This is a genomic window from Shewanella sp. ALD9, from assembly GCF_002836315.1.
Classification (GTDB): domain Bacteria; phylum Pseudomonadota; class Gammaproteobacteria; order Enterobacterales; family Shewanellaceae; genus Shewanella.
In genome coordinates this window covers 37191-60687 of sequence record NZ_PJCD01000005.1, presented here as the reverse complement: position 1 = coordinate 60687, position 23497 = coordinate 37191, and the positions used below count along the sequence as shown (strand labels likewise).

Annotated in this window: 25 protein-coding genes; 22 read left to right on the top strand and 3 right to left on the bottom strand. The window is 41.3% G+C overall.

Annotated elements, in window-relative coordinates; genetic code table 11:
- Positions 1 to 10: 10 nt before the first annotated feature.
- On the bottom strand, positions 11 to 1396 hold the full coding sequence (gene dnaA, locus CXF88_RS13590; RefSeq protein ID WP_011635493.1) for a chromosomal replication initiator protein DnaA: 1386 nt from the start codon (positions 1394 to 1396) through the stop codon (positions 11 to 13).
- A gap of 445 nt (positions 1397 to 1841) precedes the next feature.
- On the opposite strand from dnaA, the gene rpmH reads away from it, so the two are divergent.
- From rpmH to CXF88_RS13560, 6 genes are all read left to right on the top strand, one after another.
- Complete coding sequence (rpmH, locus tag CXF88_RS13585; protein ID WP_006083827.1) at positions 1842 to 1979, top strand: 50S ribosomal protein L34; 138 nt, start codon at positions 1842 to 1844, stop codon at positions 1977 to 1979.
- 12 nt (positions 1980 to 1991) lie between these two features.
- A complete protein-coding gene (rnpA, locus tag CXF88_RS13580; protein WP_011639470.1) occupies positions 1992 to 2348 on the top strand; it encodes a ribonuclease P protein component in 357 nt (118 codons plus the stop codon).
- Positions 2315 to 2569 (top strand): membrane protein insertion efficiency factor YidD, encoded by a 255-nt coding sequence (yidD, locus tag CXF88_RS13575; protein ID WP_011639469.1) that lies wholly within the window; start codon positions 2315 to 2317, stop codon positions 2567 to 2569. Before rnpA ends, yidD begins: the two co-directional genes overlap by 34 nt.
- A 3-nt stretch (positions 2570 to 2572) precedes the next feature.
- Positions 2573 to 4201, top strand: coding sequence for a membrane protein insertase YidC (yidC, locus tag CXF88_RS13570; protein ID WP_101087362.1), 1629 nt, complete (start codon positions 2573 to 2575; stop codon positions 4199 to 4201).
- Between the two features lie 81 nt (positions 4202 to 4282).
- Positions 4283 to 5644 (top strand): tRNA uridine-5-carboxymethylaminomethyl(34) synthesis GTPase MnmE, encoded by a 1362-nt coding sequence (gene mnmE / locus CXF88_RS13565; RefSeq protein WP_101087361.1) that lies wholly within the window; start codon positions 4283 to 4285, stop codon positions 5642 to 5644.
- Between the two features lie 25 nt (positions 5645 to 5669).
- A complete protein-coding gene (locus tag CXF88_RS13560; RefSeq protein WP_101087360.1) occupies positions 5670 to 6284 on the top strand; it encodes a 3'-5' exonuclease in 615 nt (204 codons plus the stop codon).
- On the opposite strand, the gene CXF88_RS13555 is transcribed toward CXF88_RS13560, so the two are convergent.
- The gene (locus CXF88_RS13555; protein ID WP_101087359.1) at positions 6285 to 7151 is read right to left on the bottom strand and encodes a LysR substrate-binding domain-containing protein; all 867 of its coding nucleotides are present in this window, start codon (positions 7149 to 7151) and stop codon (positions 6285 to 6287) included.
- A 141-nt stretch (positions 7152 to 7292) separates the two neighbouring features.
- Here CXF88_RS13555 and CXF88_RS13550 point away from each other — a divergent pair, with 141 nt between their 5' ends.
- On the top strand, positions 7293 to 8423 hold the full coding sequence (locus CXF88_RS13550; protein ID WP_011639464.1) for an S-(hydroxymethyl)glutathione dehydrogenase/class III alcohol dehydrogenase: 1131 nt from the start codon (positions 7293 to 7295) through the stop codon (positions 8421 to 8423).
- 73 nt (positions 8424 to 8496) lie between these two features.
- Positions 8497 to 9345: an S-formylglutathione hydrolase gene (fghA, locus tag CXF88_RS13545; RefSeq protein ID WP_101087358.1), complete on the top strand. Its 849-nt coding sequence runs from the start codon at positions 8497 to 8499 to the stop codon at positions 9343 to 9345.
- Between the two features lie 103 nt (positions 9346 to 9448).
- On the opposite strand, the gene CXF88_RS13540 is transcribed toward fghA, so the two are convergent.
- Positions 9449 to 10762, bottom strand: coding sequence for an alanine/glycine:cation symporter family protein (locus CXF88_RS13540; protein ID WP_242445161.1), 1314 nt, complete (start codon positions 10760 to 10762; stop codon positions 9449 to 9451).
- 169 nt (positions 10763 to 10931) lie between these two features.
- Between CXF88_RS13540 and mioC the strand changes: the two genes are divergently transcribed.
- The 14 genes from mioC (at position 10932) to CXF88_RS13470 (ending at position 23361) form a co-directional block, all read left to right on the top strand.
- Complete coding sequence (gene mioC / locus CXF88_RS13535; protein WP_101087356.1) at positions 10932 to 11372, top strand: FMN-binding protein MioC; 441 nt, start codon at positions 10932 to 10934, stop codon at positions 11370 to 11372.
- 471 nt (positions 11373 to 11843) lie between these two features.
- A complete protein-coding gene (gene mnmG / locus CXF88_RS13530; RefSeq protein ID WP_101087355.1) occupies positions 11844 to 13733 on the top strand; it encodes a tRNA uridine-5-carboxymethylaminomethyl(34) synthesis enzyme MnmG in 1890 nt (629 codons plus the stop codon).
- A 112-nt stretch (positions 13734 to 13845) separates the two neighbouring features.
- The gene (gene rsmG, locus CXF88_RS13525; protein ID WP_101087354.1) at positions 13846 to 14466 is read left to right on the top strand and encodes a 16S rRNA (guanine(527)-N(7))-methyltransferase RsmG; all 621 of its coding nucleotides are present in this window, start codon (positions 13846 to 13848) and stop codon (positions 14464 to 14466) included.
- 62 nt (positions 14467 to 14528) lie between these two features.
- Positions 14529 to 15317: a ParA family protein gene (locus CXF88_RS13520; protein WP_101087353.1), complete on the top strand. Its 789-nt coding sequence runs from the start codon at positions 14529 to 14531 to the stop codon at positions 15315 to 15317.
- Between the two features lie 9 nt (positions 15318 to 15326).
- Positions 15327 to 16208, top strand: coding sequence for a ParB/RepB/Spo0J family partition protein (locus tag CXF88_RS13515; protein ID WP_101087352.1), 882 nt, complete (start codon positions 15327 to 15329; stop codon positions 16206 to 16208).
- Between the two features lie 225 nt (positions 16209 to 16433).
- A complete protein-coding gene (locus tag CXF88_RS13510) occupies positions 16434 to 16817 on the top strand; it encodes an ATP synthase subunit I (protein WP_101087392.1) in 384 nt (127 codons plus the stop codon).
- A 12-nt stretch (positions 16818 to 16829) separates the two neighbouring features.
- On the top strand, positions 16830 to 17624 hold the full coding sequence (gene atpB / locus CXF88_RS13505) for a F0F1 ATP synthase subunit A (RefSeq protein ID WP_101087351.1): 795 nt from the start codon (positions 16830 to 16832) through the stop codon (positions 17622 to 17624).
- Between the two features lie 65 nt (positions 17625 to 17689).
- Positions 17690 to 17941 (top strand): F0F1 ATP synthase subunit C, encoded by a 252-nt coding sequence (gene atpE, locus CXF88_RS13500; protein WP_011639455.1) that lies wholly within the window; start codon positions 17690 to 17692, stop codon positions 17939 to 17941.
- Between the two features lie 37 nt (positions 17942 to 17978).
- A complete protein-coding gene (gene atpF, locus CXF88_RS13495; RefSeq protein ID WP_101087350.1) occupies positions 17979 to 18449 on the top strand; it encodes a F0F1 ATP synthase subunit B in 471 nt (156 codons plus the stop codon).
- 16 nt (positions 18450 to 18465) lie between these two features.
- The gene (gene atpH / locus CXF88_RS13490) at positions 18466 to 18999 is read left to right on the top strand and encodes a F0F1 ATP synthase subunit delta (RefSeq protein ID WP_101087349.1); all 534 of its coding nucleotides are present in this window, start codon (positions 18466 to 18468) and stop codon (positions 18997 to 18999) included.
- 14 nt (positions 19000 to 19013) lie between these two features.
- A complete protein-coding gene (gene atpA, locus CXF88_RS13485; RefSeq protein ID WP_101087348.1) occupies positions 19014 to 20555 on the top strand; it encodes a F0F1 ATP synthase subunit alpha in 1542 nt (513 codons plus the stop codon).
- A gap of 53 nt (positions 20556 to 20608) precedes the next feature.
- Positions 20609 to 21469, top strand: a complete 861-nt coding sequence (gene atpG, locus CXF88_RS13480) for a F0F1 ATP synthase subunit gamma (protein WP_101087347.1) — start codon at positions 20609 to 20611, stop codon at positions 21467 to 21469.
- A gap of 35 nt (positions 21470 to 21504) precedes the next feature.
- Entirely contained in the window at positions 21505 to 22896 is a 1392-nt protein-coding gene (gene atpD / locus CXF88_RS13475) for a F0F1 ATP synthase subunit beta (RefSeq protein WP_101087346.1), read from the top strand.
- A 36-nt stretch (positions 22897 to 22932) separates the two neighbouring features.
- Positions 22933 to 23361 (top strand): F0F1 ATP synthase subunit epsilon, encoded by a 429-nt coding sequence (locus CXF88_RS13470; RefSeq protein ID WP_101087345.1) that lies wholly within the window; start codon positions 22933 to 22935, stop codon positions 23359 to 23361.
- Positions 23362 to 23497: the final 136 nt, after the last annotated feature.

Genomic DNA, 23497 nt, shown 5'->3' with positions numbered 1-23497 from the left:
ATTCCCTGAATTAAGAAGACAAAGTTCTAATCAAGTTAGCATAATCTTCTTTAATATCATGACTTTCTTCGCGCAATTGGGCGATTTTACGACAAGCATGTAACACTGTCGTATGGTCACGACCACCAAAAGCATCACCAATTTCCGGTAAACTTTGGTTAGTAAGTTCTTTAGATAGCGCCATCGCCACTTGTCTAGGCCTTGCCACACTGCGAGAACGGCGTTTAGACAGCATATCTGCCATTTTTATTTTGTAGTATTCAGCAACAGTCTTCTGAATATTATCTATAGTGACTAATTTTTCTTGTAGTGCCAAGAGATCTCTTAATGCTTCACGCACAAAGTCGATAGTGATTGGGCGGCCAGTAAAGTTAGCATTAGCAATCACGCGGTTTAGTGCACCTTCTAATTCACGTACGTTTGAACGTAAACGCTTGGCAATAAAGAATGCCACTTCATCAGGTAGGTTTATTCCGCTCTCTTGTGCTTTACGCATTAAAATCGCTACGCGGGTTTCTAATTCAGGTGGCTCAATAGCAACCGTTAAGCCCCAACCAAAGCGAGATTTTAAGCGATCCTCTACCCCATCGATCTCTTTCGGATAACGGTCTGAGGTTAAAATAATTTGATGATTACCTTCTAACAATGCATTAAAGGTATGGAAAAACTCTTCTTGTGAACGATCTTTATTGGCAAAAAATTGAATGTCATCAATAAATAGCGCATCAACACTACGGTAATAACGCTTAAATTCTTCGATCGCGTTATTTTGCAGCGCTTTAACCATGTCCTGAACAAAACGCTCAGAATGCATATACACCACTTTGGCATTGGGATTATTTTTAATAATGCCATTACCTACAGCGTGTAAAAGGTGAGTTTTACCTAAACCAGTGCCGCCATATAAAAATAACGGATTATAAGCACCACCAGGATTTTCAGAAACTTGCAATGCAGCAGCTTTACCTAACTGGTTCGATTTACCTTCAACGAAGTTATCAAATTGGTAAGTAGGATTAATATTGCTGCGATGATTAGGGTTAATAATCGGTTCAGCCTGGGTATTAAAGGACGTGGTTCCTACCTGGGCTTTAGTTTGGCGATTAACAGGCTTAGCCGCTACAGGAGCTGGCGCAACCGGACGAGCTGAAGGACGGCTACCAATATCAAAACGTAACTTAGGTGCATTACTGCCCATTTGTTCAGTAAAAAATTGATTAATGATATTGATGTATTTATCGCGTACCCAATCCAGCACAAAACGATTTGGCGCATACAAAACCAAAGTATCACCATCCATTTCAGCCTGTAACGGACGGATCCACATACTGAACTGCTGTGCTGATAACTCGTCTTGCAGTCTGCCGATACATTGTTGCCAAAGTGAAACCGCCACTTATTTATCCCCAAATATCTTTAATCAAAGGAGGTGTATTCTATAGGGAGATCACAATGATCGCTATCCTTTAAAGAAGAATTATCCCCAGCGGGATCATTCTGTGTATATATCTGAGATCAGCGAAGATCAAAATCGATCCATTAATTGCAAGATTCAAGCAAATCCAGCTTTATTAACCGATCCACCTTGATCTATAATAGCATTTCTTTGATCTACTGAAACAACGAAAGATCCACAAGATATAGTGTCTGTACACAGACTTATCCACATCTTCTGGTGCTTAATCGATAGTAGCTTCAAATAAAGATTGGCAGAAATTTGTCATATAAGTACTTTCGTTATTGACGAGGCTACTTAAAGTGATTACAATTCGGCCTCTTTTTTGCCCTTACCTCTAATGTTGGAGATAAGGTAAATTCACTAACAAAGACGGATTGCCATCATGAGTAAACGTACTTTTCAACCTAGCAACCTGAAGCGCAAGCGTTCTCACGGCTTCCGCGCTCGTATGGCTACTGTAGGCGGCCGTAAGGTCCTTGCACGTCGCCGTGCGAAAGGTCGCGCTCGTTTATCTGCGTAAGTAGATAACTAGGTGACTAGCTATACCTTTTCGCGGGAGTTACGTTTGTTAACTCCCGCGCAATTTAAATCTGTATTCTCCAATCCAATCAAAGCATCCTCTGCTGAAATAACTCTGCTCGCAATTCCAAATTCAGAGCAACATCCTCGTTTAGGATTAACTGTGGCCAAACGTTTTGTTAAACGTGCAAACCAACGTAATCGTATTAAACGTGTGATAAGAGATAGTTTTCGTTTACATCAACACGACATCCCAGATATAGATATCGTTGTATTAGTCAGAAATGGCGTGATGGAAATGGAAAATGCAGAACTACACAAATTAATAGAAAAGCTATGGCGCAAACTCAGTCGCCGTTACAATGGCTAGCAACTACGGTTATCCGTGGTTACCAAATTCTTATCAGCCCTTTATTGGGACCGCGGTGTCGGTTCAATCCAACTTGTTCTTATTATGCTATCGAAGCAATAAAAACACATGGAACAGTGAAAGGTAGTTGGTTTGCAATGAAACGCATATTAAAATGTCACCCTTTACATCCCGGCGGTAGTGATCCCGTCCCCCCTAAAAATGACAGGTGTAATAAATAGGCTATGGAATCTCAACGCAATATATTGCTAATCGGTCTGCTGTTTGTCAGCTTTTTAATGTGGCAACAATGGCAAACAGATAAAGCACCAAAACCGGCAACAGCTCAAACTGTTACCCAAACTAACGCCGCCTCACAACACAGTGCTGACGTTCCAGAAGCAGATATCTCTGGGGAACCAATAGAATTACCTGCAAATAAAAACCTTATTAGCGTTAAAACTGATCAGCTTGATATTAAAATCAGCCCGATTGGTGGTGACATAGTTTATGCCGCATTAGTGGAACATAAACGCGAAATTGACAGTAGTGACCCATTTGTCATTTTAGAACAAAAGAACAATTTCACTTATATCGCCCAAAGCGGACTTATTGGTCGTGATGGTATTGATAGTAGTGCCAATGGTCGAGCTGCTTATAGTGTTCAAACCAATTCATATTCTTTAGCTGAAGGTAAAGACACATTAACCGTGCCATTTACTTATACAGCAGACAACGGTGTCACCTACGTAAAAACCTTTACGTTCACCCGTGGTCAATATGATGTCGGCGTAGATTACAGCATCAACAATACTTCGGCTGCACCGTTACAAGTGCAAATGTATGGTCAAATTAAGCAAACGATTAAAGAATCTGAAAGCAGCATGATGATGCCAACCTATCGTGGTGGTGCTTTCTCGGCTCAAGATACTCGTTATGAGAAATATAACTTTGACGATATGGCTGACAAAAATCTTGCTAAAGTAACACAGGGTGGTTGGGCAGCAATGCTACAACATTACTTTGTGTCAGCTTGGGTGCCGCCAGCAACAGATTCAAACACCATTTTCTCAAGTATGAGTGCTGGTGGAATGGCTAATATTGGTTTCCGTGGTGCGGTATATGATATTGCTCCTGGCGCAACTCAAGAAATTAGCTCACAGTTTTATGTTGGCCCTAAAAACCAAAAAGAGCTTTCAGCTATTTCTGAAACCTTAAACTTGGTTGTTGATTACGGTTTCTTATGGTGGTTAGCGATTCCAATCCATTGGTTATTGATGTTCTATCAATCATTTGTGGGCAATTGGGGTGTGGCTATTATTTTGATCACTCTCACCGTCCGTGGTGGTCTATATCCGCTGACTAAAAAGCAATATACCTCTATGGCCAAAATGCGTAATCTACAGCCTAAATTGGCAGAGATGAAAGAACGCTTTGGTGATGACCGTCAAAAGATGGGTCAAGCTATGATGGAGCTGTATAAGAAAGAGAAAGTAAACCCTATGGGCGGTTGCTTACCTATTCTATTACAAATGCCAATCTTCATTGCACTATATTGGGTGCTACTAGAAAGCTATGAATTACGCCACGCGCCATTCATGCTTTGGATTAATGATTTATCGGTCCAAGATCCATACTATGTATTGCCATTGTTAATGGGCTTATCAATGTTCTTGATGCAGAAAATGCAACCGGTAGCGCCAACAATGGATCCAATGCAAGTAAAAATGATGCAGTGGATGCCAGTAATCTTTACCGTATTCTTCTTATGGTTCCCAGCAGGTCTAGTACTTTACTGGCTAGTGGGTAACTTAGTTGCAATCACACAGCAGAAAATTATTTATGCTGGCCTTGAGAAAAATGGCATAAAATAAGCCTAAGCTCAATGTTGTATAACTGATTAAAAAGGCGGCTGATTAGCCGCCTTTTCCTTTATCAATTTTATAGGTAATACCGTGACAACAGACACTATTGTGGCACAAGCCACCGCCCCTGGACGAGGTGGCGTAGGCATCATTCGTATTTCTGGTGATTTAGCCACTAATGTCGCGACAGCGATTATTGGCCACATACCCAAAACGCGTTACGCAGAATATTGTGACTTTAACAATGCTGACGGTCAGGTGATTGATCAAGGGATTGCACTATTTTTTAAAGGACCAAATTCATTTACCGGCGAAGATGTCCTAGAACTGCAAGGCCATGGCGGTCAAATAGTACTCGACATGCTAATTAAGCGAGTGATGGAAATAGACGGTATTCGTATTGCTAGACCAGGTGAATTTAGCGAACAAGCCTTTATGAACGATAAACTCGACTTAACTCAAGCAGAAGCGATTGCTGACTTAATTGACGCCACCAGTGAACAAGCAGCAAAAAGTGCCTTGCAATCACTACAAGGTGAATTCTCAAAAGAAGTTCATGAGCTTGTCGACCAAGTCACCAACCTGCGTTTATATGTGGAAGCCGCGATTGATTTCCCCGATGAGGAAGTCGACTTTCTATCCGATGGTAAAATTGCCAACGCCTTATATAAAATCATCGATAAGCTAGACACAGTGCAAGCCAGCGCCAAACAAGGTTCAATCATCCGTGAAGGAATGAAAGTTGTGATTGCCGGCCGTCCTAATGCTGGTAAATCAAGCTTACTCAATGCATTAGCCGGTAAAGAATCGGCAATTGTGACTGAAATAGCAGGCACAACTCGTGACGTATTGCGCGAGCACATCCACTTAGACGGTATGCCGCTGCACATTATCGATACGGCAGGGTTACGAGACACTCTAGACACTGTTGAACAAATCGGCATAGAACGCGCATGGGCAGAAATAGCCAGTGCCGATAGAGTCTTGTTTATGGTCGATGGCACCACAACTGACGCCATAGATCCGCACGAAATTTGGCCTGACTTTATCGACCGTCTACCAGCAAAGCTGGGAGTGACAGTGATACGTAATAAAGCTGACCTAACCGGTGAAACCTTAAATAACACCGAAGAGCAAGGTTACAGCGTTTATAGGATATCAGCTAAAACAGGTTTAGGGGTTGATGAGTTAAAGCAACACCTCAAATCATTAATGGGTTACCAAAGTAACTTAGAAGGTGGCTTTATTGCCCGCCGCCGCCATTTAGAAGCACTCGATCTTGCTGCAAATCATTTACAACTGGGTAAAGAACAACTTGAAGTGTATTTAGCTGGAGAGTTACTGGCAGAAGAACTGCGCATGACACAAATGGCCTTATCTGAGATCACCGGTAAATTCACCTCAGATGATCTATTGGGCAAGATTTTTGGCTCATTCTGTATTGGTAAATAGTGTATCGGTAAATAGGTGTAAATTGATGAAACTCGCCAATCACGTCGTGATACTCGACTTTGAAACCACAGGATTATCACCAGATAACGGTGACCGAGCCATAGAAATTGGTGCGGTTAAGTTAGTTAATGGTCAAATAGTCGATACTTTTCAGGAATTGATTAATCCTGGTCGGCGAGTCAATAGTTTTATTGAGCAATACACTGGTATTAGTAACGATATGCTTAAACATGCCCCTGCGTCCAAACAAGTCATGGGGCAGTTTGCTAAGTTTATTGATGGTTTTAATTTGGTGGCACACAATGCCAGCTTTGATAAAAAGTTTCTCGATGCTGAGTTTAGCCATAGCAAACTGTATTACACTGGTCAGTTTGCTTGCTCGTTATTATTATCAAGGCGGATAAGCCAAGATGCCCCCAACCATAAGCTTGGCACGCTTGTAGATCATCACCAGTTACCTAACGATGGTGTGTTTCACCGCGCTTTAGCCGATGCCACCATGACCAGCCATTTATGGTTACATCAAATAGATCTATTACAACTACAGCTGCCCAAGCAAGCGATTACCATTGATATGATCAATAAAATATCCAGCCTACCAAAAGCGCAAATTGCGCGTTATTTGCGAACGATGAGCTAGTTACAACTCTTGCGATAACTTATCGACCAGCAATCTCACTTTGGGTGATAAATGGCGATTATGCGGATACAAAGCCCAAATACCTTCTTTAGGTTGTTGAAAAGGTGCCAGCAATACCACTAACTCCCCTTCAGTAATAGCATCATTGACGTAATATCCCGGTAACTGCACAATCCCCAAACCACAAATAGCCGCATTTAATAAACTTAAACCACTACTACAGGCTAAAGATCCATGCACTTTTACCGTCTTGGGTTTACCTTGCTCAACAAAATGCCAATGAGACTGACTGCCAATTAAACAATTGTGCTGGCTCAACTCTGATAATGCATAAGGCGTACCGAATTTAGCGATATAACTCGGGGCTGCGCACACATATTGGCTGCGACTCGTAAGCCGCTTTGCCATCATGGTTGAATTTGTTAACCGCCCTAACCTAATAGCCAAATCATAACCACCATCCACCAAGTCAAGTTGCTGATTAGTCAGCTCACAAATCACTTCAATGTCAGGATATTGCTGCATAAAATCAATGACTATCGGCATGATAAACTTTTCACCGTAAGTCACTGGTGCAGTAATTCTAATCAGTCCTTGAGGCTTATCTTTTAAGCTTGAAATAGCACGTTCTGCTTCATCAAGACTGTTTAATACTTGGCGACAATGCTGATAATAAACCGTACCTTCTTCGGTTAACGATACTTTGCGGGTGGTGCGATAAAATAATTTGGTGTTTAAACGGTTTTCAAGCTGACTAATTTGTCGACTCACCTGCGCGGTAGAAATACTCAAACGCTTGCCAGCCACTGTAAAACTGTCAGTTTCGGCCACAGCCACAAATTCAAAAATGCCTTCCCACTTCATCATTATTACATTCTCGTAAAAGTCATTTGCAAAATAAGCTAATTATCATTCTATGATAAACAAATACAATGGCTAAATACACTACACTGTAGTAAAACCACTTAACCATGTTGACCATGGTCGTTAATGTTAAGGAAATCATTTATGTCAGCACAATTTATTAAATCCAAAGCCGCTATTGCTTGGGGACCTGGCCAACCACTATCGGTAGAAGAAGTCGACGTAATGTACCCAAAAGCGGGTGAAGTCATGGTACGTATTGTGGCATCTGGCGTTTGTCATACCGATGCTTTCACGCTTTCAGGTGATGATCCTGAAGGGGTATTCCCGGCGATTCTTGGTCATGAAGGCGGCGGTATTGTTCACATGGTCGGTGAAGGCGTTACTAGCGTACAAGTCGGCGATCATGTTATTCCGTTATACACAGCAGAATGTGGAGTATGTAAATTCTGTACTTCTGGTAAAACCAACCTTTGCAGCGCAGTGCGTGAAACTCAAGGTAAAGGGTTAATGCCAGACGGCACCACGCGTTTCTTTAAAGATGGTGAGCCAATTTTTCACTACATGGGTTGTTCAACATTTTCTGAGTACACAGTATTACCGGAAATATCATTAGCCAAAGTCAGTAAAGATGCGCCATTAGAAGAAGTATGTCTATTAGGCTGTGGTGTGACTACCGGTATGGGCGCTGTCTTGAAAACAGCTAAAGTTCAAAAAGGTGATACTGTCGCTATTTTTGGTTTAGGCGGTATTGGTCTATCGGCAATTATTGGTGCCACCATGGCTGGCGCCAGCCGAATTATTGGTATTGACCTTAACGAATCTAAATTCGAACTTGCCAAAAAGTTAGGGGCAACAGACTGCATTAACCCTAAAAACTTTGATAAGCCGATTCAAGAAGTGATTGTAGAAATGACCGACGGTGGTGTCGATTTCTCATTTGAATGTATTGGTAACGTCAATGTAATGCGCAGTGCATTAGAGTGCTGTCATAAAGGTTGGGGCGAGTCCGTCATTATTGGTGTAGCAGGTGCAGGCCAAGAAATATCAACCCGTCCATTCCAATTAGTTACTGGTCGCGTATGGCGTGGCAGTGCATTTGGTGGCGTTAAAGGACGTAGCGAGTTACCAGGTATTGTTGAACAATACTTAGCAGGCGAATTTAAACTTGACCACTTTATTACTCACACCATGGGTATTGAAGGTATTAACGATGCATTTGATTTAATGCACAAAGGTGAAAGTATTCGCAGCGTGATCCACTTTGCCAAATAACGCTTAATTTATCATGACAGATGCAGTTAAGTGTAAAACGACTTAGCTGCCTTCTGACAAATAAGGACACATAATGACCATTGAAAGTATCAGCAGTACCAAAGCATTTGGTGGTTGGCATAAACAATACAGTCATCAATCAAGTATGCTTAATTGCACCATGCGGTTTGCTATTTACTTACCGCCACAAGCCGAAAGCCAAAAAGTGCCGGTTTTATATTGGTTGTCAGGGCTCACCTGTACTGATGAAAACTTTATGCAAAAAGCAGGTGCACAACGCATAGCAGCAGAGTTAGGCATGGCTATTGTCGCACCCGATACCAGCCCTCGAGGTGAAGGTGTTGCAGATGATACCGACGGCGCTTATGACTTTGGTTTAGGTGCAGGCTTCTATCTAAATGCCACCAAACCACCCTTTAGTCAGCATTACCAAATGTATGATTACGTGGTAAACGAATTGCCAGCACTGATTGAAGCCCATTTCCCAGTAACAGAGCAACGCAGTATTAGCGGCCACTCAATGGGTGGACATGGCGCGTTAACCATAGGATTAAAAAATCCGCACAGATATAACAGCCTGTCAGCATTTAGTCCGATTTGTCACCCAATGGACTGCCCATGGGGCATCAAAGCATTCCGTGGTTATTTAGGTGATGATCAGCAGCAATGGCAACAATACGATAGCTGCGAGTTAATGGCCAATAGCCAACAATTTGTGCCCACGCTGGTGGATCAAGGCAGTAATGACAACTTTTTAGACGAGCAGTTAAAACCACAAGCCTTAGTTCAAGTAGCTAAAGACAAAGGTTATCCGCTTGAACTAAGAATGCAGCCAGGTTATGACCACAGCTATTATTTTATCGCAACGTTTATTGAAGACCATCTGCGTTTTCATGCTAAGCACTTAGCACTTAGCACTTAGCACTTAGCACTTAGCACTTAAATAAAATACAATATTTGATAGTTTTAATGAATCAATAAAAATGAAAACGAGCCATTTTGGCTCGTTTTTTTATACATTACAGTTAACGATTAGCATCTAACCGAGAGAAATAATCTTTTGCTGCAGCCCTAACTTTAGGAGCTAACAATAAAGCAGACGTCATCGTCGGTATCGCCATCAATGCATAAGCAGCATCAATAATATTAACAATTTCTTGCAAGCTGGCTGTCGCAGCAAACAAAATAGCTAATAAATAAAAGTACTGATAAAAACGAATACGTTTACGACCAAATAAAAAGGCAAAACATTGGCCACCATAAAATGCTTGAGTAAAAATGGTGCTAATACTAAAAAACACCACACATAAAATAAGCAAATATGGTCCAATACCTGGCATCGTAATTTCAAATGCCTGCGCCGATAAATTTACCCCTTCAGCATCAGTACCTTGCCACACACCCGAGATTAAAATAATCATCGCTGTTGCAGTGCAGACTAATAATGTATCAATAGCAGGGCCTAACATGGCCACTAAACCTTCTTTTACTGGTTCATTAGTTTTGGCACTGCCATGAGCCATAACCTCTGTACCAATTCCGGCCTCATTCGAAAATGCAGCTCGGCGAATACCAATTAACATTGTCCCTAAAATTCCGCCGCCAACCGAATTTAACGAAAATGCTTCACTGAAAATAAGACTAAAATAGCCAGGTACTTGCTCAATATTTGACACAATCACATAAGCGGCACAACTCATGTAAATTAAGATCATCATCGGCACAACTTTAGATGCTACGGTCGCAATACGCTTAATTCCACCAAGAATAACGCTTGCCACTATCACCATAACAACGATCCCTAAACTCAAATCAAGCCAAAAAGTCGATTGATCCGCCGGAAAATGACCCGGTTTAACAAATAACCACTCGCGGATTATCTGTACTAATTGATTTGAGTTAAACAGCGGGAAATTACCAATTAAGCCAACAACACAGAAAAATACCGCTAAAAAATGCCATTTTTTAGTTAACCCTTGAGTAATAATGTACATAGGGCCACCCTGTACATCACCATTTTCATCTTTACCACGATACATAATAGCCAAAGTACAAGTAAAAAACTTGGTCGCCATACCAACAATAGCGCTGATCCACATCCAGAAAATAGCTCCCGGACCACCGACCATAATAGCCACAGCAACACTACCAATATTTCCCATTCCCACGGTACCGGCCATAGCACTGGATAACGCCCCAGCATGGCTGATATGCCCTTCGGCGCCATCATCAGGATATTTACCTCTCACGACATTAATAGCGTGACCTATGTACCTAAAAGGCACAAAACGAGAATAAATAAGGAAGAATAAGCCACCGCCAACGAGTAAAATAAGCATGTGAGGACCCCATGCAAGGTCAGCTAGCTGTTTAGTAATATCAGCAAGATTCATTAAAACCTGTTGTTTTATTGTTAAATAGTAATTAAGAAAATACTGATATTACTCGCACAGCGCAATGAAAAATAAGCGTAAAATAGATGAATAAATTTAATAATTCGGAGTCAAGATGGCAAAAGTAGCATTATTAGTAGGCACAACATTAGGCGGTTCAGAATATGTTGCCGATGAAATGGCAGCTCAACTTGATGAGTTAAACCATCAAACAAAGGTATTTATTGAGCCTAATATAGATGAATTAGCAGATTTTTCAGTGTGGATCCTTGTATGTTCTACTCATGGAGCAGGCGATCTTCCCGACAACATAGTGCCATTTCATAAGCAATTAATGATCGAAGTGCCCGATCTTAACCATATAAAGTTCGCTTTATGTGCAATTGGTGACTCTAGTTACGATACTTTCTGCCAAGGGCCAGAAAAAATAACCGCACTACTTTTGCAAAATGGATCTAAAGCCATTGTGGATAAGATCCAAATCGATGTGCAACGAGACCCAATACCAGAAGAACCTGCTCTAGCGTGGTTATTGCAATGGCAACATCTTATCTAAGCATATAGATATCCGATCATTGTCTGCATAAATCGTGATCAACTCACAGATTAGATCATACTTATCCACAATATATTACTTATAAGTATAAGTTTGTGGATAAGCTATTATTTTTAGCGATCATAACTCTGTACTATTCACAGTCCGATCTGCTCAATGATCACCCTTGTGGATAACTACCCGATCTATCCCCATGTTATCTTGAGTTTGATCGCGATCAGATCACAGGTTAGTTTTAACTTTACCGTATGATTTTAAACAGAAATAAAAGTTATCAACAGAAAAGTCCGATCCTAATAATAAACATAATAAAAAGATCTATATAAAGATCTTAAGATCTATTAAGCAAACCGCATCTTGATCAATCAATGAAAAATGATCGTTCACGTTCAGACAAGCAAGTGCTAAAATGATCCAATCGAAAAAAGAATAAATTCGAATTTAACTTTCTTAGCTATCAAAGGTCAGATAATGCATTTTCATGAACGGTTTGATGTAATTGTTGTTGGTGGTGGTCATGCCGGAACTGAAGCAGCACTTGCAGCTGCAAGAATGGGCTCAAAAACATTATTGTTGACCCATAACATCGACACACTTGGCCAAATGTCTTGTAATCCTGCTATAGGCGGGATTGGTAAAGGCCACTTGGTAAAAGAAATTGACGCCTTAGGGGGAGCAATGGCAACCGCCACTGACTTTGCAGGTATTCAATTTAGAACATTAAATTCAAGCAAAGGTCCTGCCGTTCGTGCAACACGTGCCCAGGCAGACAGAGCGCTTTATCGTCAAAAAATCCAACATATATTACAAAACCAACCTAATTTACGTATATTCCAACAGGCTGTTGATGACCTAGTTGTTGAAAGCGATAAAGTTGTTGGTGTAGTAACACAAATGGGTTTAGCTTTCGAAGCACCAGCAATTGTGTTAACAACGGGTACATTCTTAAGTGGTAAAATCCATATTGGTATGCAGAATTACAGTGGTGGTCGCGCAGGTGATCCACCGGCAATTGCATTAGCGAATAGATTACGTGAATTAAATATCCGTGTTGGCCGTTTAAAAACTGGGACACCACCACGTATCGATGCTAATACCATTGATTTTACACAAATGACTGAGCAAAAAGGTGACACACCACTGCCAGTAATGTCATTTGTTGGTGATGTTAGTCAGCATCCAAGACAAGTTTCATGTTTTATCACTCATACCAATGAGAAAACCCACGACATTATTCGTGGAGGACTTGATCGTAGCCCTATGTATTCAGGTGTTATAGAAGGGATTGGACCGCGTTATTGTCCGTCTATCGAAGACAAGATCCACCGTTTTGCAGATAAATCATCACATCAGATATTTATTGAGCCTGAAGGCCTAAGCACGAATGAAATTTATCCAAACGGTATATCAACCAGTTTACCGTTTGACGTACAGTTAAATTTAGTCCGTTCAATTAAAGGCATGGAAAACGCTGAAATTATGCGTCCTGGCTATGCTATTGAATATGATTACTTTGATCCACGTGATCTTAAAAACTCATTAGAAACTAAAGCCATCGAAGGACTTTATTTCGCTGGTCAAATTAACGGTACGACTGGTTATGAAGAGGCCGGAGCTCAAGGTTTACTTGCTGGAATGAATGCATCACTGCAAGTTCAAGGCAAAGCAGCTTGGTGTCCTCGTCGTGATGAAGCTTATTTAGGTGTTTTAGTTGACGATTTATCAACCTTAGGTACAAAAGAACCATACCGCATGTTTACCAGCCGTGCGGAATATCGTTTATTACTTCGTGAAGATAATGCCGATTTACGTTTGACTGAAAAAGGCCGTGAATTAGGCTTAGTTGATGATAAGCGATGGGAATCATTTATTGCCAAAAGAGAATCGATCGAATTAGAACTTCAGCGCTTGCGCAGCCAATGGGTTCACCCAAATTCAGCTTTATTAGGGGTACTTAATCCACAATTAAACACCCCTATTTCACGTGAAGCATCATTTGAAGACTTGCTACGCCGTCCTGAAATGGATTATGCAAAGCTTATGTCATTAGAGGGTTTTGGTCCTGGACTTGAAGATCAACAAGCAGCTGAACAAGTACAAATTCAAGTTAAGTACTCTGGTTACATTCAGCGTCAGCAAGATGAAATTGATAAAGCTATCCGTCATGAAAACTCATTATTGCCACTTGATCTGGATTATCAAGAAGTGCCTGGTTTATCAAATGAAGTGATCGCAAAACTCAATAATCATAAACCTGACACTGTTGGACAAGCATCACGGATCTCAGGCATTACTCCTGCAGCGATCTCAATTTTGCTAGTACATTTGAAAAAACGAGGTTTATTGCGAAAAATCGCATAAATATAGTTATTTTTTCAACTCAATACCACAAGGGAAGCCATAAGGCTTCCCTTAGTGCTTTTACGGCTTCATAATAACTGCCGTCTTTATCATGCAACCTACGAGGCTTTCTGTGTTATCTGCCCAACTTAAAACCTATTTAGCTGAAATGAATATGTCGGCCACTGAATTACAACAAAAACAATTAATAGGTTTTGTTGAAATGCTTGATAAATGGAATAAGGCTTATAATCTCACCGCCGTTCGTGATCCTGAGCAAATGTTAATCCGTCATGTTATGGACAGTTTAACCGTTTCTCCTTATCTTGAAGGACAACGTTTTATCGATGTGGGAACTGGCCCTGGTTTACCCGGGATCCCATTAGCGATTATGAATCCAGATAAGCAGTTTGTGTTGTTAGACAGTTTAGGTAAACGGATCCGTTTTCAAAAACAGGTTCAATTTGAATTAAAAATTAATAATATTACCTCGGTAGAAAGCCGTGTTGAAGCTTATAACCCAGAGATTAAATTTGATGGTGTGTTAAGTCGAGCATTTGCATCTATTCAAGATATGCTCAGTTGGTGTCATCATTTACCGACTGAGAAAGGCACTTTTTATGCGTTAAAAGGCCAGTTAAATCAGCAAGAATTACAAGATATGCCAACAGGATTTTTGTTGGTAGAAACCATTGTATTGCATGTACCAACGTTAGATGAACAGCGACATTTATTAAAAATTGCTAAGCAATAACTCGCATTTCTTTCGCTAATTAAGCTAACCGGACATCAATAACTTTAAGACAGGATGACATTGTGGGTAAAATCATTGCCGTAGCCAACCAGAAAGGTGGCGTTGGAAAAACAACAACTTGCGTTAATTTAGCCGCATCACTTGCCGCCACAAAGCGTAAAGTGTTGTTGATCGATTTAGATCCTCAAGGTAATGCGACTATGGGCAGTGGTGTCGATAAATATGAAGTCGATAACACCGCTTATGAATTATTAGTTGAAGAAAAACCCTTTGCCGAAATAGTCATTAAAAATACCATAGGTAAATATGATTTGATCGCGGGTAATGGTGATGTCACTGCTGCTGAAATTAAATTAATGGAATTTTATGCGCGTGAGATCCGTTTACGCAACGCATTAGCACCGATCAAAGATGATTATGACTTTATCTTTATTGACTGCCCGCCATCACTCAATATGTTAACTGTAAATGCCATGTCGGCTGCTGATTCTGTACTTGTGCCAATGCAATGCGAATATTATGCCTTAGAAGGCTTAACGGCGTTAATTGACACTATTACCAAGCTAGGCGCCATGGTTAACCCTACATTAAGCATAGAAGGCATTTTGCGGACTATGTATGATCCGCGAAATCGTTTATCTAATGATGTATCTGATCAACTCAAACAGCATTTTGGTGAGAAAGTGTATCGCACTGTCATACCGCGAAATGTTCGTTTAGCTGAAGCACCTAGTTTTGGTGCACCTGCCATGTATTACGACAAATCAAGTGCCGGAGCTAAAGCCTATTTAGCCCTGGCAGGTGAAATAATCCGTCGTGCAGAACAGCAAACTCAACCAAAACAAGCGTAGGATACAAAAATGACCATAAAAAAACGCGGTTTAGGTAAAGGCTTGGATGCCTTATTAAGCCACAGTAATACTGCTAGTCGTAAAAATGATCAAGTAGAAGAGCAGCAATCTGCAACGTTAAATGACTTACTACACCTTGATCTTGATTTATTACAACCAGGTAAATATCAACCACGTAAAGATATGTCGCCAGAAGCACTAGAAGAGTTAGCTGAATCAATTCGTGCTCAAGGTGTTATACAACCTATTATTATTCGTAAAATATCTGCAACTAATTATGAAATTATTGCCGGTGAACGTCGTTGGCGTGCAGCTCAACTAGCCAAACTTGATAAAGTACCGTGTATTGTAAAGCAAGTGGCTGATGATGCTGCGGTCGCTATCGCGCTAATTGAGAATATTCAACGTGAAGATTTAAATGCAATGGAAGAAGCCATTGCCTTGCAACGATTATTAGAAGAATTTGAATTAACCCATCAACAAGTGGCTGATGCAGTTGGTAAATCCCGTGTTAGTGTGTCTAATTTATTGCGTTTAAATAGCCTTAATGAGCCTGTTAAACGTTTGTTGGAAAATGGTGATATCGACATGGGCCACGCGCGGGCTTTATTGGCGGTAGAAGGCGATGAACAGACTAATTTAGCTCGATTAGTGGCCTCAAAAGAAATGACTGTTCGAGAAACTGAACGATTAGTTAATAAAGCCCTAAATCCGGCTAAAGACGCCGAAACACCAGCTAAAGATCATGATGTTAGTCGTTTAGAACAAGAGTTAATTGAAAGACTCGGTGCCAAGGTTGCCATCAATCATGGCAGTAAAGGTAAAGGCAAAATTGTAATAAATTACCAGAATCTAGCTGAATTAGACGGAATTTTAAGTAAAATCCGCTGAAATGTGCAACAAACCAATTTCATTAGTAAGTTTGTGACATAGCTCTAATTTTAGTTTTTGATTATTTAGCGCTGAATCGTGCGTAAAATCGTTGTTTTACTATCATCAAAGTTGCAAACAAAGCGCGAAAAGGTATACTTTGCAGGCTTTTTGAATCTTAAGGCTAGTTTAATATATTAAATTTAACATTAGGACCGCGAAAGGCAATAATGCGGAGATATGAAGTTGGGTAATGTTTTAGCGCGTCGTGGCAGGTTAGCAGCCTATAAATTAGTGCTGGTACAAGCGACAGTCGCGTGTATTATTTCAACACTATTTTTCGTTATGTGGGGAGCACAGTATGGCCTATCTGCGCTAGCAGGTGGCGTAATTGCTGTACTTCCTAATTTTGTATTCGCAACCCTAGCTTTCTCACATAGTGGGGCAAGCTCTGCAGCAAAAGTGATTAAAAGCTTTTACTGGGGGGAAGCGGTAAAGATGCTATTAACCATTGCATTATTTTCGTTAGTGTTTATCAATATAAAAGTTGGATTTATGCCGCTTTTTACCTGTTACTCATTAGTGTTAGTTGTACATTGGATAGCACCTTTATATTTCAAGCAAAGTTAAGTGGGATGAATCATGTCTGCAACTGGTGAAGAAATGACACAGCAGAGCTATATCCAACATCACCTTACCAATCTAACAGTTGGTGAAGGATTTTGGACTTGGAACATTGATTCGTTGCTCTTTTCGGTTGGGCTTGGAATGTTGTTCTTATGGCTGTTTTACCGTGCCGGCAAAAAAGCGACCACAGGCGTTCCTGGCAAATTTCAATGTTTTGTCGAGATGATTGTTGAGTTCGTTGATAGCAGTGTGAAAGAAACTTTTCACGGCCGCAATCCTGTTATTGCGCCTTTAGCTCTGACAATTTTCGTCTGGATTTTCATGATGAACTTCATGGATATGATCCCAGTCGATTGGTTACCTTCACTGGCTTTATTAGCTGGTGTTCCATACCTAAAAGTTGTCCCGACTACAGACGTTAACATTACCTTCAGCTTAGCTCTTGGTGTGTTTGTGCTGATTATTTATTACAGCATTAAAGTCAAAGGTGTTTCAGGTTTTGTTAAAGAACTAACATTTCAGCCTTTTAACCATTGGGCAATGATACCAGTCAACTTATTATTAGAAACAGTAACTTTAGTTGCGAAGCCGATTTCATTGGCTCTACGACTATTTGGTAACTTGTACGCTGGTGAGTTGATATTTATCCTTATTGCATTGATGTACGGTTCTAACGTGGCGTTATCTGCTCTAGGTGTAGGATTACAACTAGGTTGGTTAATTTTCCATATTTTAGTTATTACTTTACAAGCATTTATTTTCATGATGTTGACCATTGTTTATTTAAGCATGGCGCATGAAGATCACTAAGGGTAACCGAAAATTTTTTTGACCTAAATCATTAATAACAACGATTTAGAATATTGGAGATAGATATGGAAACTGTATTAGGAATGACGGCAATTGCTGTTGCTCTACTCATTGGTATGGGTGCATTAGGAACAGCTATTGGTTTCGGCCTTTTAGGTGGAAAGTTTTTAGAAGGTGCAGCTCGTCAGCCAGAAATGGCGCCTATGTTACAAGTTAAAATGTTCATCGTAGCGGGTCTTCTAGATGCCGTAACTATGATTGGTGTAGGTATTGCGCTATTTATGCTATTTACTAACCCATTGGGTGCAATGCTTTAACTAACGCTTCTGTCTTTAATCTAACTAGGAGGCTGTTGTGAATTTCAACGCTACCCTATTCGGTCAGACGGTTGCCTTTATTCTCTTCGTGTGGTTTTGCATGAAGTTTGTATGGCCTCCGTTGATGAATGCCATCGAAGAACGCCAGAAGAAAATTGCTGATGGTCTGGCTGATGCCGGCCGTGCAGCAAAAGATCTAGAGTTAGCACAAATTAAAGCTACTGAGCAACTAAAAGAAGCAAAAGTAACTGCCAACGAAATTATTGAGCAAGCTAATAAGCGTAAGGCTCAAATCGTTGAAGAAGCTAAAGTTGAAGCGCAAACTGAGCGAGCTAAAATTATCGCTCAGGGTCAAGCAGAAATTGAAAACGAACGTAATCGCGTGAAAGATGATTTGCGTAAGCAAGTTGCTCTACTAGCTATCGCTGGTGCAGAGAAAATTCTTGAACGCGTGATAGATCCAGAAGCCCACAGTGACATAGTTAATAAACTTGTTGCTGAAATTTGATTAAGGGAGTTGAGTTATGGCTGAATTAAGCACCATCGCTCGCCCTTACGCAAAGGCAGCTTTTGATTTTGCTGTTGAGCATAAAGCAGTAGAAAGTTGGACAGAAATGTTAACTTTCGCTTCATTGGTAAGTGAAAACGAATCAATAAAGCCACTGCTTAATGGTACTCTCGCGAGTACACAACTTGCCTCACTTTTTATAAAAGTATGCGGTGAGCAAGTCAATGAGCAAGGTCAAAACCTGATAAAGGTAATGGCTGAAAACGGTCGTTTAGGGATACTGTCAACAGTATCGCTACTTTTTGCTGAATACCGTAATGAGTGGGCAAAAGAAGTTGAAGCCGATGTGGTTTCTGCTACTGAGCTAAGCTCTGAGCAACAGCAGCAAATTAGTGTTTCTTTAGAGAAACGTCTCGCACGCAAAGTTAAGCTGAATTGCAGCATCGACGCATCGCTTATTGGCGGTGTAATTATTAAATCAGGCGACCTAGTCATTGATGGCTCGGTAAGCGGTAAGTTATCGCGTTTGTCTGAAAAGCTGCAGTCGTAATTGGGAGTTTGAGCATGCAACTGAATTCCACTGAAATCAGCGATCTGATTAAGCAGCGGATCCAGCAGTTCGACGTCGTTAGTGAAGCTCGCAACGAAGGTACAATCGTTGCAGTAAGTGACGGCATCATTCGCATTAACGGCCTAGCCGATGTAATGCAAGGTGAAATGATCGAACTGCCTGGTGGCTGTTTTGCAATCGCGTTGAATTTAGAACGTGATTCTGTCGGCGCCGTAGTAATGGGGCCTTATGCTAATTTAGCAGAAGGCGATAAAGTAAGAACCACTGGTCGTATTCTTGAAGTACCGGTGGGTCGTGGTCTACTTGGCCGCGTTGTTAACACTCTAGGTGAGCCTATTGACGGAAAAGGACCTATCGACAACGATGGTTTCTCTCCTGTTGAAGTGATTGCCCCAGGTGTTATTGAACGTAAGTCAGTATCACAACCAATTCAAACTGGTTATAAAGCCGTTGATGCCATGATCCCTATTGGTCGTGGTCAACGTGAATTGATTATTGGTGACCGTCAGACTGGTAAAACAGCGATGGCAATCGATGCAATTATCAACCAGAAAGAGTCAGGCATTAAGTGTGTCTATGTAGCTATTGGTCAGAAAGCTTCTACCATCGCTAACGTAGTACGCAAGCTTGAAGAACATGGTGCATTAGCTAACACTATTGTTGTTGTTGCCTCAGCTTCTGAAGCTGCCGCACTACAATATTTAGCGCCATATTCTGGTTGTTCTATGGGTGAATACTTCCGTGACCGCGGTGAAGATTCTTTAATCGTATATGATGATTTGTCTAAGCAAGCAGTTGCTTATCGTCAAATTTCACTACTATTGAAGCGTCCACCAGGACGTGAAGCCTACCCAGGTGATGTTTTTTATCTACACTCTCGTTTATTAGAGCGTGCTTCACGCGTAAACGTGAATTATGTAGAAAAGTTCACTAAAGGTGCAGTAACAGGTAAAACCGGTTCGTTAACCGCTTTGCCTATTATTGAAACCCAAGCTGGTGATGTATCAGCGTTCGTACCGACTAACGTAATTTCTATTACAGATGGTCAAATCTTCCTTGAGACTGATTTGTTTAACTCTGGACTACGTCCAGCAGTTAACCCAGGTATTTCAGTATCTCGTGTTGGTGGTGCTGCGCAGACTAAAATCATCAAGAAACTGTCTGGCGGTATTCGTACTGCACTTGCACAGTATCGAGAGCTTGCTGCGTTCTCACAGTTTGCGTCTGATTTAGATGATGCAACTCGTGCTCAACTTGAGCATGGTGAGCGTGTAACCGAATTAATGAAGCAAAAGCAATATGCTCCTATGAGCGTTGCTGCCCAGTCTGTGTCTATTTTCGCAGCTGAAAAAGGCTACCTTAAAGGTGTTGCTTTAAATGAAATCGGTCGCTTCGAGGCCTCTCTGCTTTCATACATGAACAGTCAACATGCTGACCTAATGAACACCATCAATGCTACTGGCGATTATAACGCTGATATCGAAGGTGAGTTAAAGGCAGGCATGGACAAGTTCATTGAAACCCAAACCTGGTAATAATGAACACGGGGTGTCATTAGGCACCTCAGGTCCCAGATTGGAGAGTAGAGATGGCCAGCGCTAAAGAGATTAAAACCAAGATCGCGAGTGTTAAAAATACTCAGAAGATCACTTCCGCTATGGAAATGGTTGCCGCCAGCAAAATGCGCAGAGCGCAAGAACGCATGGCAGCTAGCCGTCCATATGCAGAAAATATGCGTAAGGTGATCGGTCACGTAGCGCAAGGTACTCTCGAGTATAAACACCCCTATTTAGAGGTGAGAGATGCCAAGCGGGTTGGTTACATTGTTGTAGCAACCGACCGTGGCCTTTGTGGTGGTTTGAACGTCAACCTCTTTAAAAAGGTTGTGTCAGACGTTAAAAAATGGAAAGAACAAGGTGCAGACGTTGAGTTTTGCCCAATTGGTGCCCGTTCTGTTCAGTTTTTTAAAAGCTTTGGTGGTGAAGTTTCCGCCCATGCATCAGGTTTAGGCGATGCGCCAAAACTTGTTGATTTGATTGGCACAGTACGTGTCATGTTAAAAGCTTACAACGAAGGTAAATTGGATCGTCTGTACATTGTGTTTAACAAGTTTGTTAATACAATGACCCAGACTCCGGTGATCGAACAGCTGCTACCTTTACCTAAGTCAGATGAAGAAGTAGCTAGTTATCCTTGGGATTATATTTACGAGCCAGATCCAAAAGAAGTTTTAGATCTATTGTTAACTCGTTATGTAGAGTCTCAAGTATATCAAGGTGTTGTTGAGAATATTGCCTCTGAACAAGCTGCCCGTATGGTAGCTATGAAGGCGGCAACAGACAACGCTGGCGAAATGATCGATGATTTGCAACTCGTCTATAACAAGGCCCGTCAGGCTGCGATTACGCAAGAACTGTCGGAAATTGTATCAGGCGCTGCAGCGGTTTAGGTTTAGGTAACGAAATCAAGTTTAGAGGATTAATCATGAGCACAGGTACTGTTGTCCAAGTAATTGGCGCGGTTGTGGACGTAGAGTTTCCACAAGATTCTGTACCTCGAGTATATGACGCTCTGAAGATCACTGGTGAAGGCGCCTGTAATGGTTTGGTGCTGGAAGTTCAGCAGCAACTAGGTGGTGGTGTTGTTCGTACCATCGCTATGGGTTCTTCTGATGGTCTGCGTCGTGGTCTAGAGGTAGCAAACTCAGGTTCACCAATTACTGTTCCGGTAGGGGTTGCAACCCTTGGCCGTATTATGAACGTATTGGGTGAGCCTATCGATGAAGCGGGTCCTATTGGTGAAGAAGAGCGTTATGTTATTCACCGTGCAGCCCCTTCATACGAAGATCAGTCAAATTCAACTGAGCTATTAGAGACGGGTATCAAGGTTATCGACCTTGTTTGTCCTTTCGCTAAAGGTGGTAAAGTCGGTCTGTTCGGTGGTGCTGGTGTTGGTAAAACAGTCAACATGATGGAACTGATTAACAACATCGCTAAAGCTCACTCTGGTCTTTCTGTTTTCGCTGGTGTTGGTGAGCGTACCCGTGAGGGTAACGACTTCTACTACGAGATGGAAGATTCAGGCGTATTAGACAAAGTAGCCATGGTTTATGGTCAGATGAACGAGCCTCCAGGTAACCGTTTACGCGTAGCGTTAACTGGCCTGAGTATCGCTGAAAAGTTCCGTGACGAAGGTCGTGACGTATTGTTGTTCGTGGACAACATTTACCGTTACACCTTAGCGGGTACTGAAGTATCTGCACTACTAGGTCGTATGCCTTCTGCAGTAGGTTATCAGCCAACACTAGCTGAAGAGATGGGTGTTCTTCAAGAACGTATCACTTCAACTAAGTCTGGTTCGATTACTTCTGTACAAGCAGTATATGTACCTGCGGATGACTTAACTGATCCGTCACCAGCAACAACCTTCGCTCACTTAGATGCGACTGTTGTATTGTCTCGTCAAATTGCATCTTTGGGTATTTACCCAGCGGTTGACCCATTGGATTCGACTTCACGTCAGTTAGATCCACAGGTTGTTGGCCAAGAGCATTATGATGTTGCAAACGGTGTACAAACTGTATTACAGCGTTATAAAGAGCTGAAAGACATTATTGCTATCTTGGGTATGGATGAATTGTCAGATGATGACAAAACCATGGTATTCCGAGCACGTAAGATTGAGCGTTTCTTATCTCAACCTTTCTTCGTAGCAGAAGTCTTCACTGGTTCTCCAGGTAAGTACGTTTCTCTTAAAGACACAATTCGTGGCTTCAAGGGTATCTTGGAAGGTGAGTTCGATCACATCCCAGAGCAAGCGTTCTACATGGTTGGCTCAATCGATGAAGCTGTCGAAAAAGCTAACAAAAAGAAATAACTAGGCCGTAAAGCTTAGTTCTTTAAGGAGAACTTGATGGCAGCCAAAACAGTCCAACTTGATATTGTTAGTGCCGAAAACAGCATCTTCCATGGCCAAGTTAGCTTTTTAGAAGTTAATGGTGCTGAAGGTGAGTTAGGTATTATGCCTAACCATGTTGCGTTACTGACAAAAATCAAGCCTGGTATGGCGCGCTTTATCAAGCAAGATGGCAGTGAAGAAGTGTTGTATTTATCAGGTGGTTTACTTGAAGTACAACCTACTGCAATTTCAGTGCTTGCTGATGTAGCATTACGTGCCGATGATATTGATGAGAAAGCTGCTTTAGAAGCCAAAGAACGTGCAGAGCAAGCAATTGCTAATGCCGGCACTGACTTCAATTATGAAGCTGCTGCAATCGAATTAGCCAAATCTATGGCTCAATTACGTGTTGTTGAATGCATCAAGAAAAATATCACCAGATAATCTGATTATTTGACGCTTAAAAGGCGACTCTTACGAGTCGCCTTTTTTATTGCCTATTACTGGCTAACTTAGCGCCTTTATTTTCACTTTGGTTCGTATTCCGCTAAAATGTCTGCAAATCTCTATCTGTTCATTA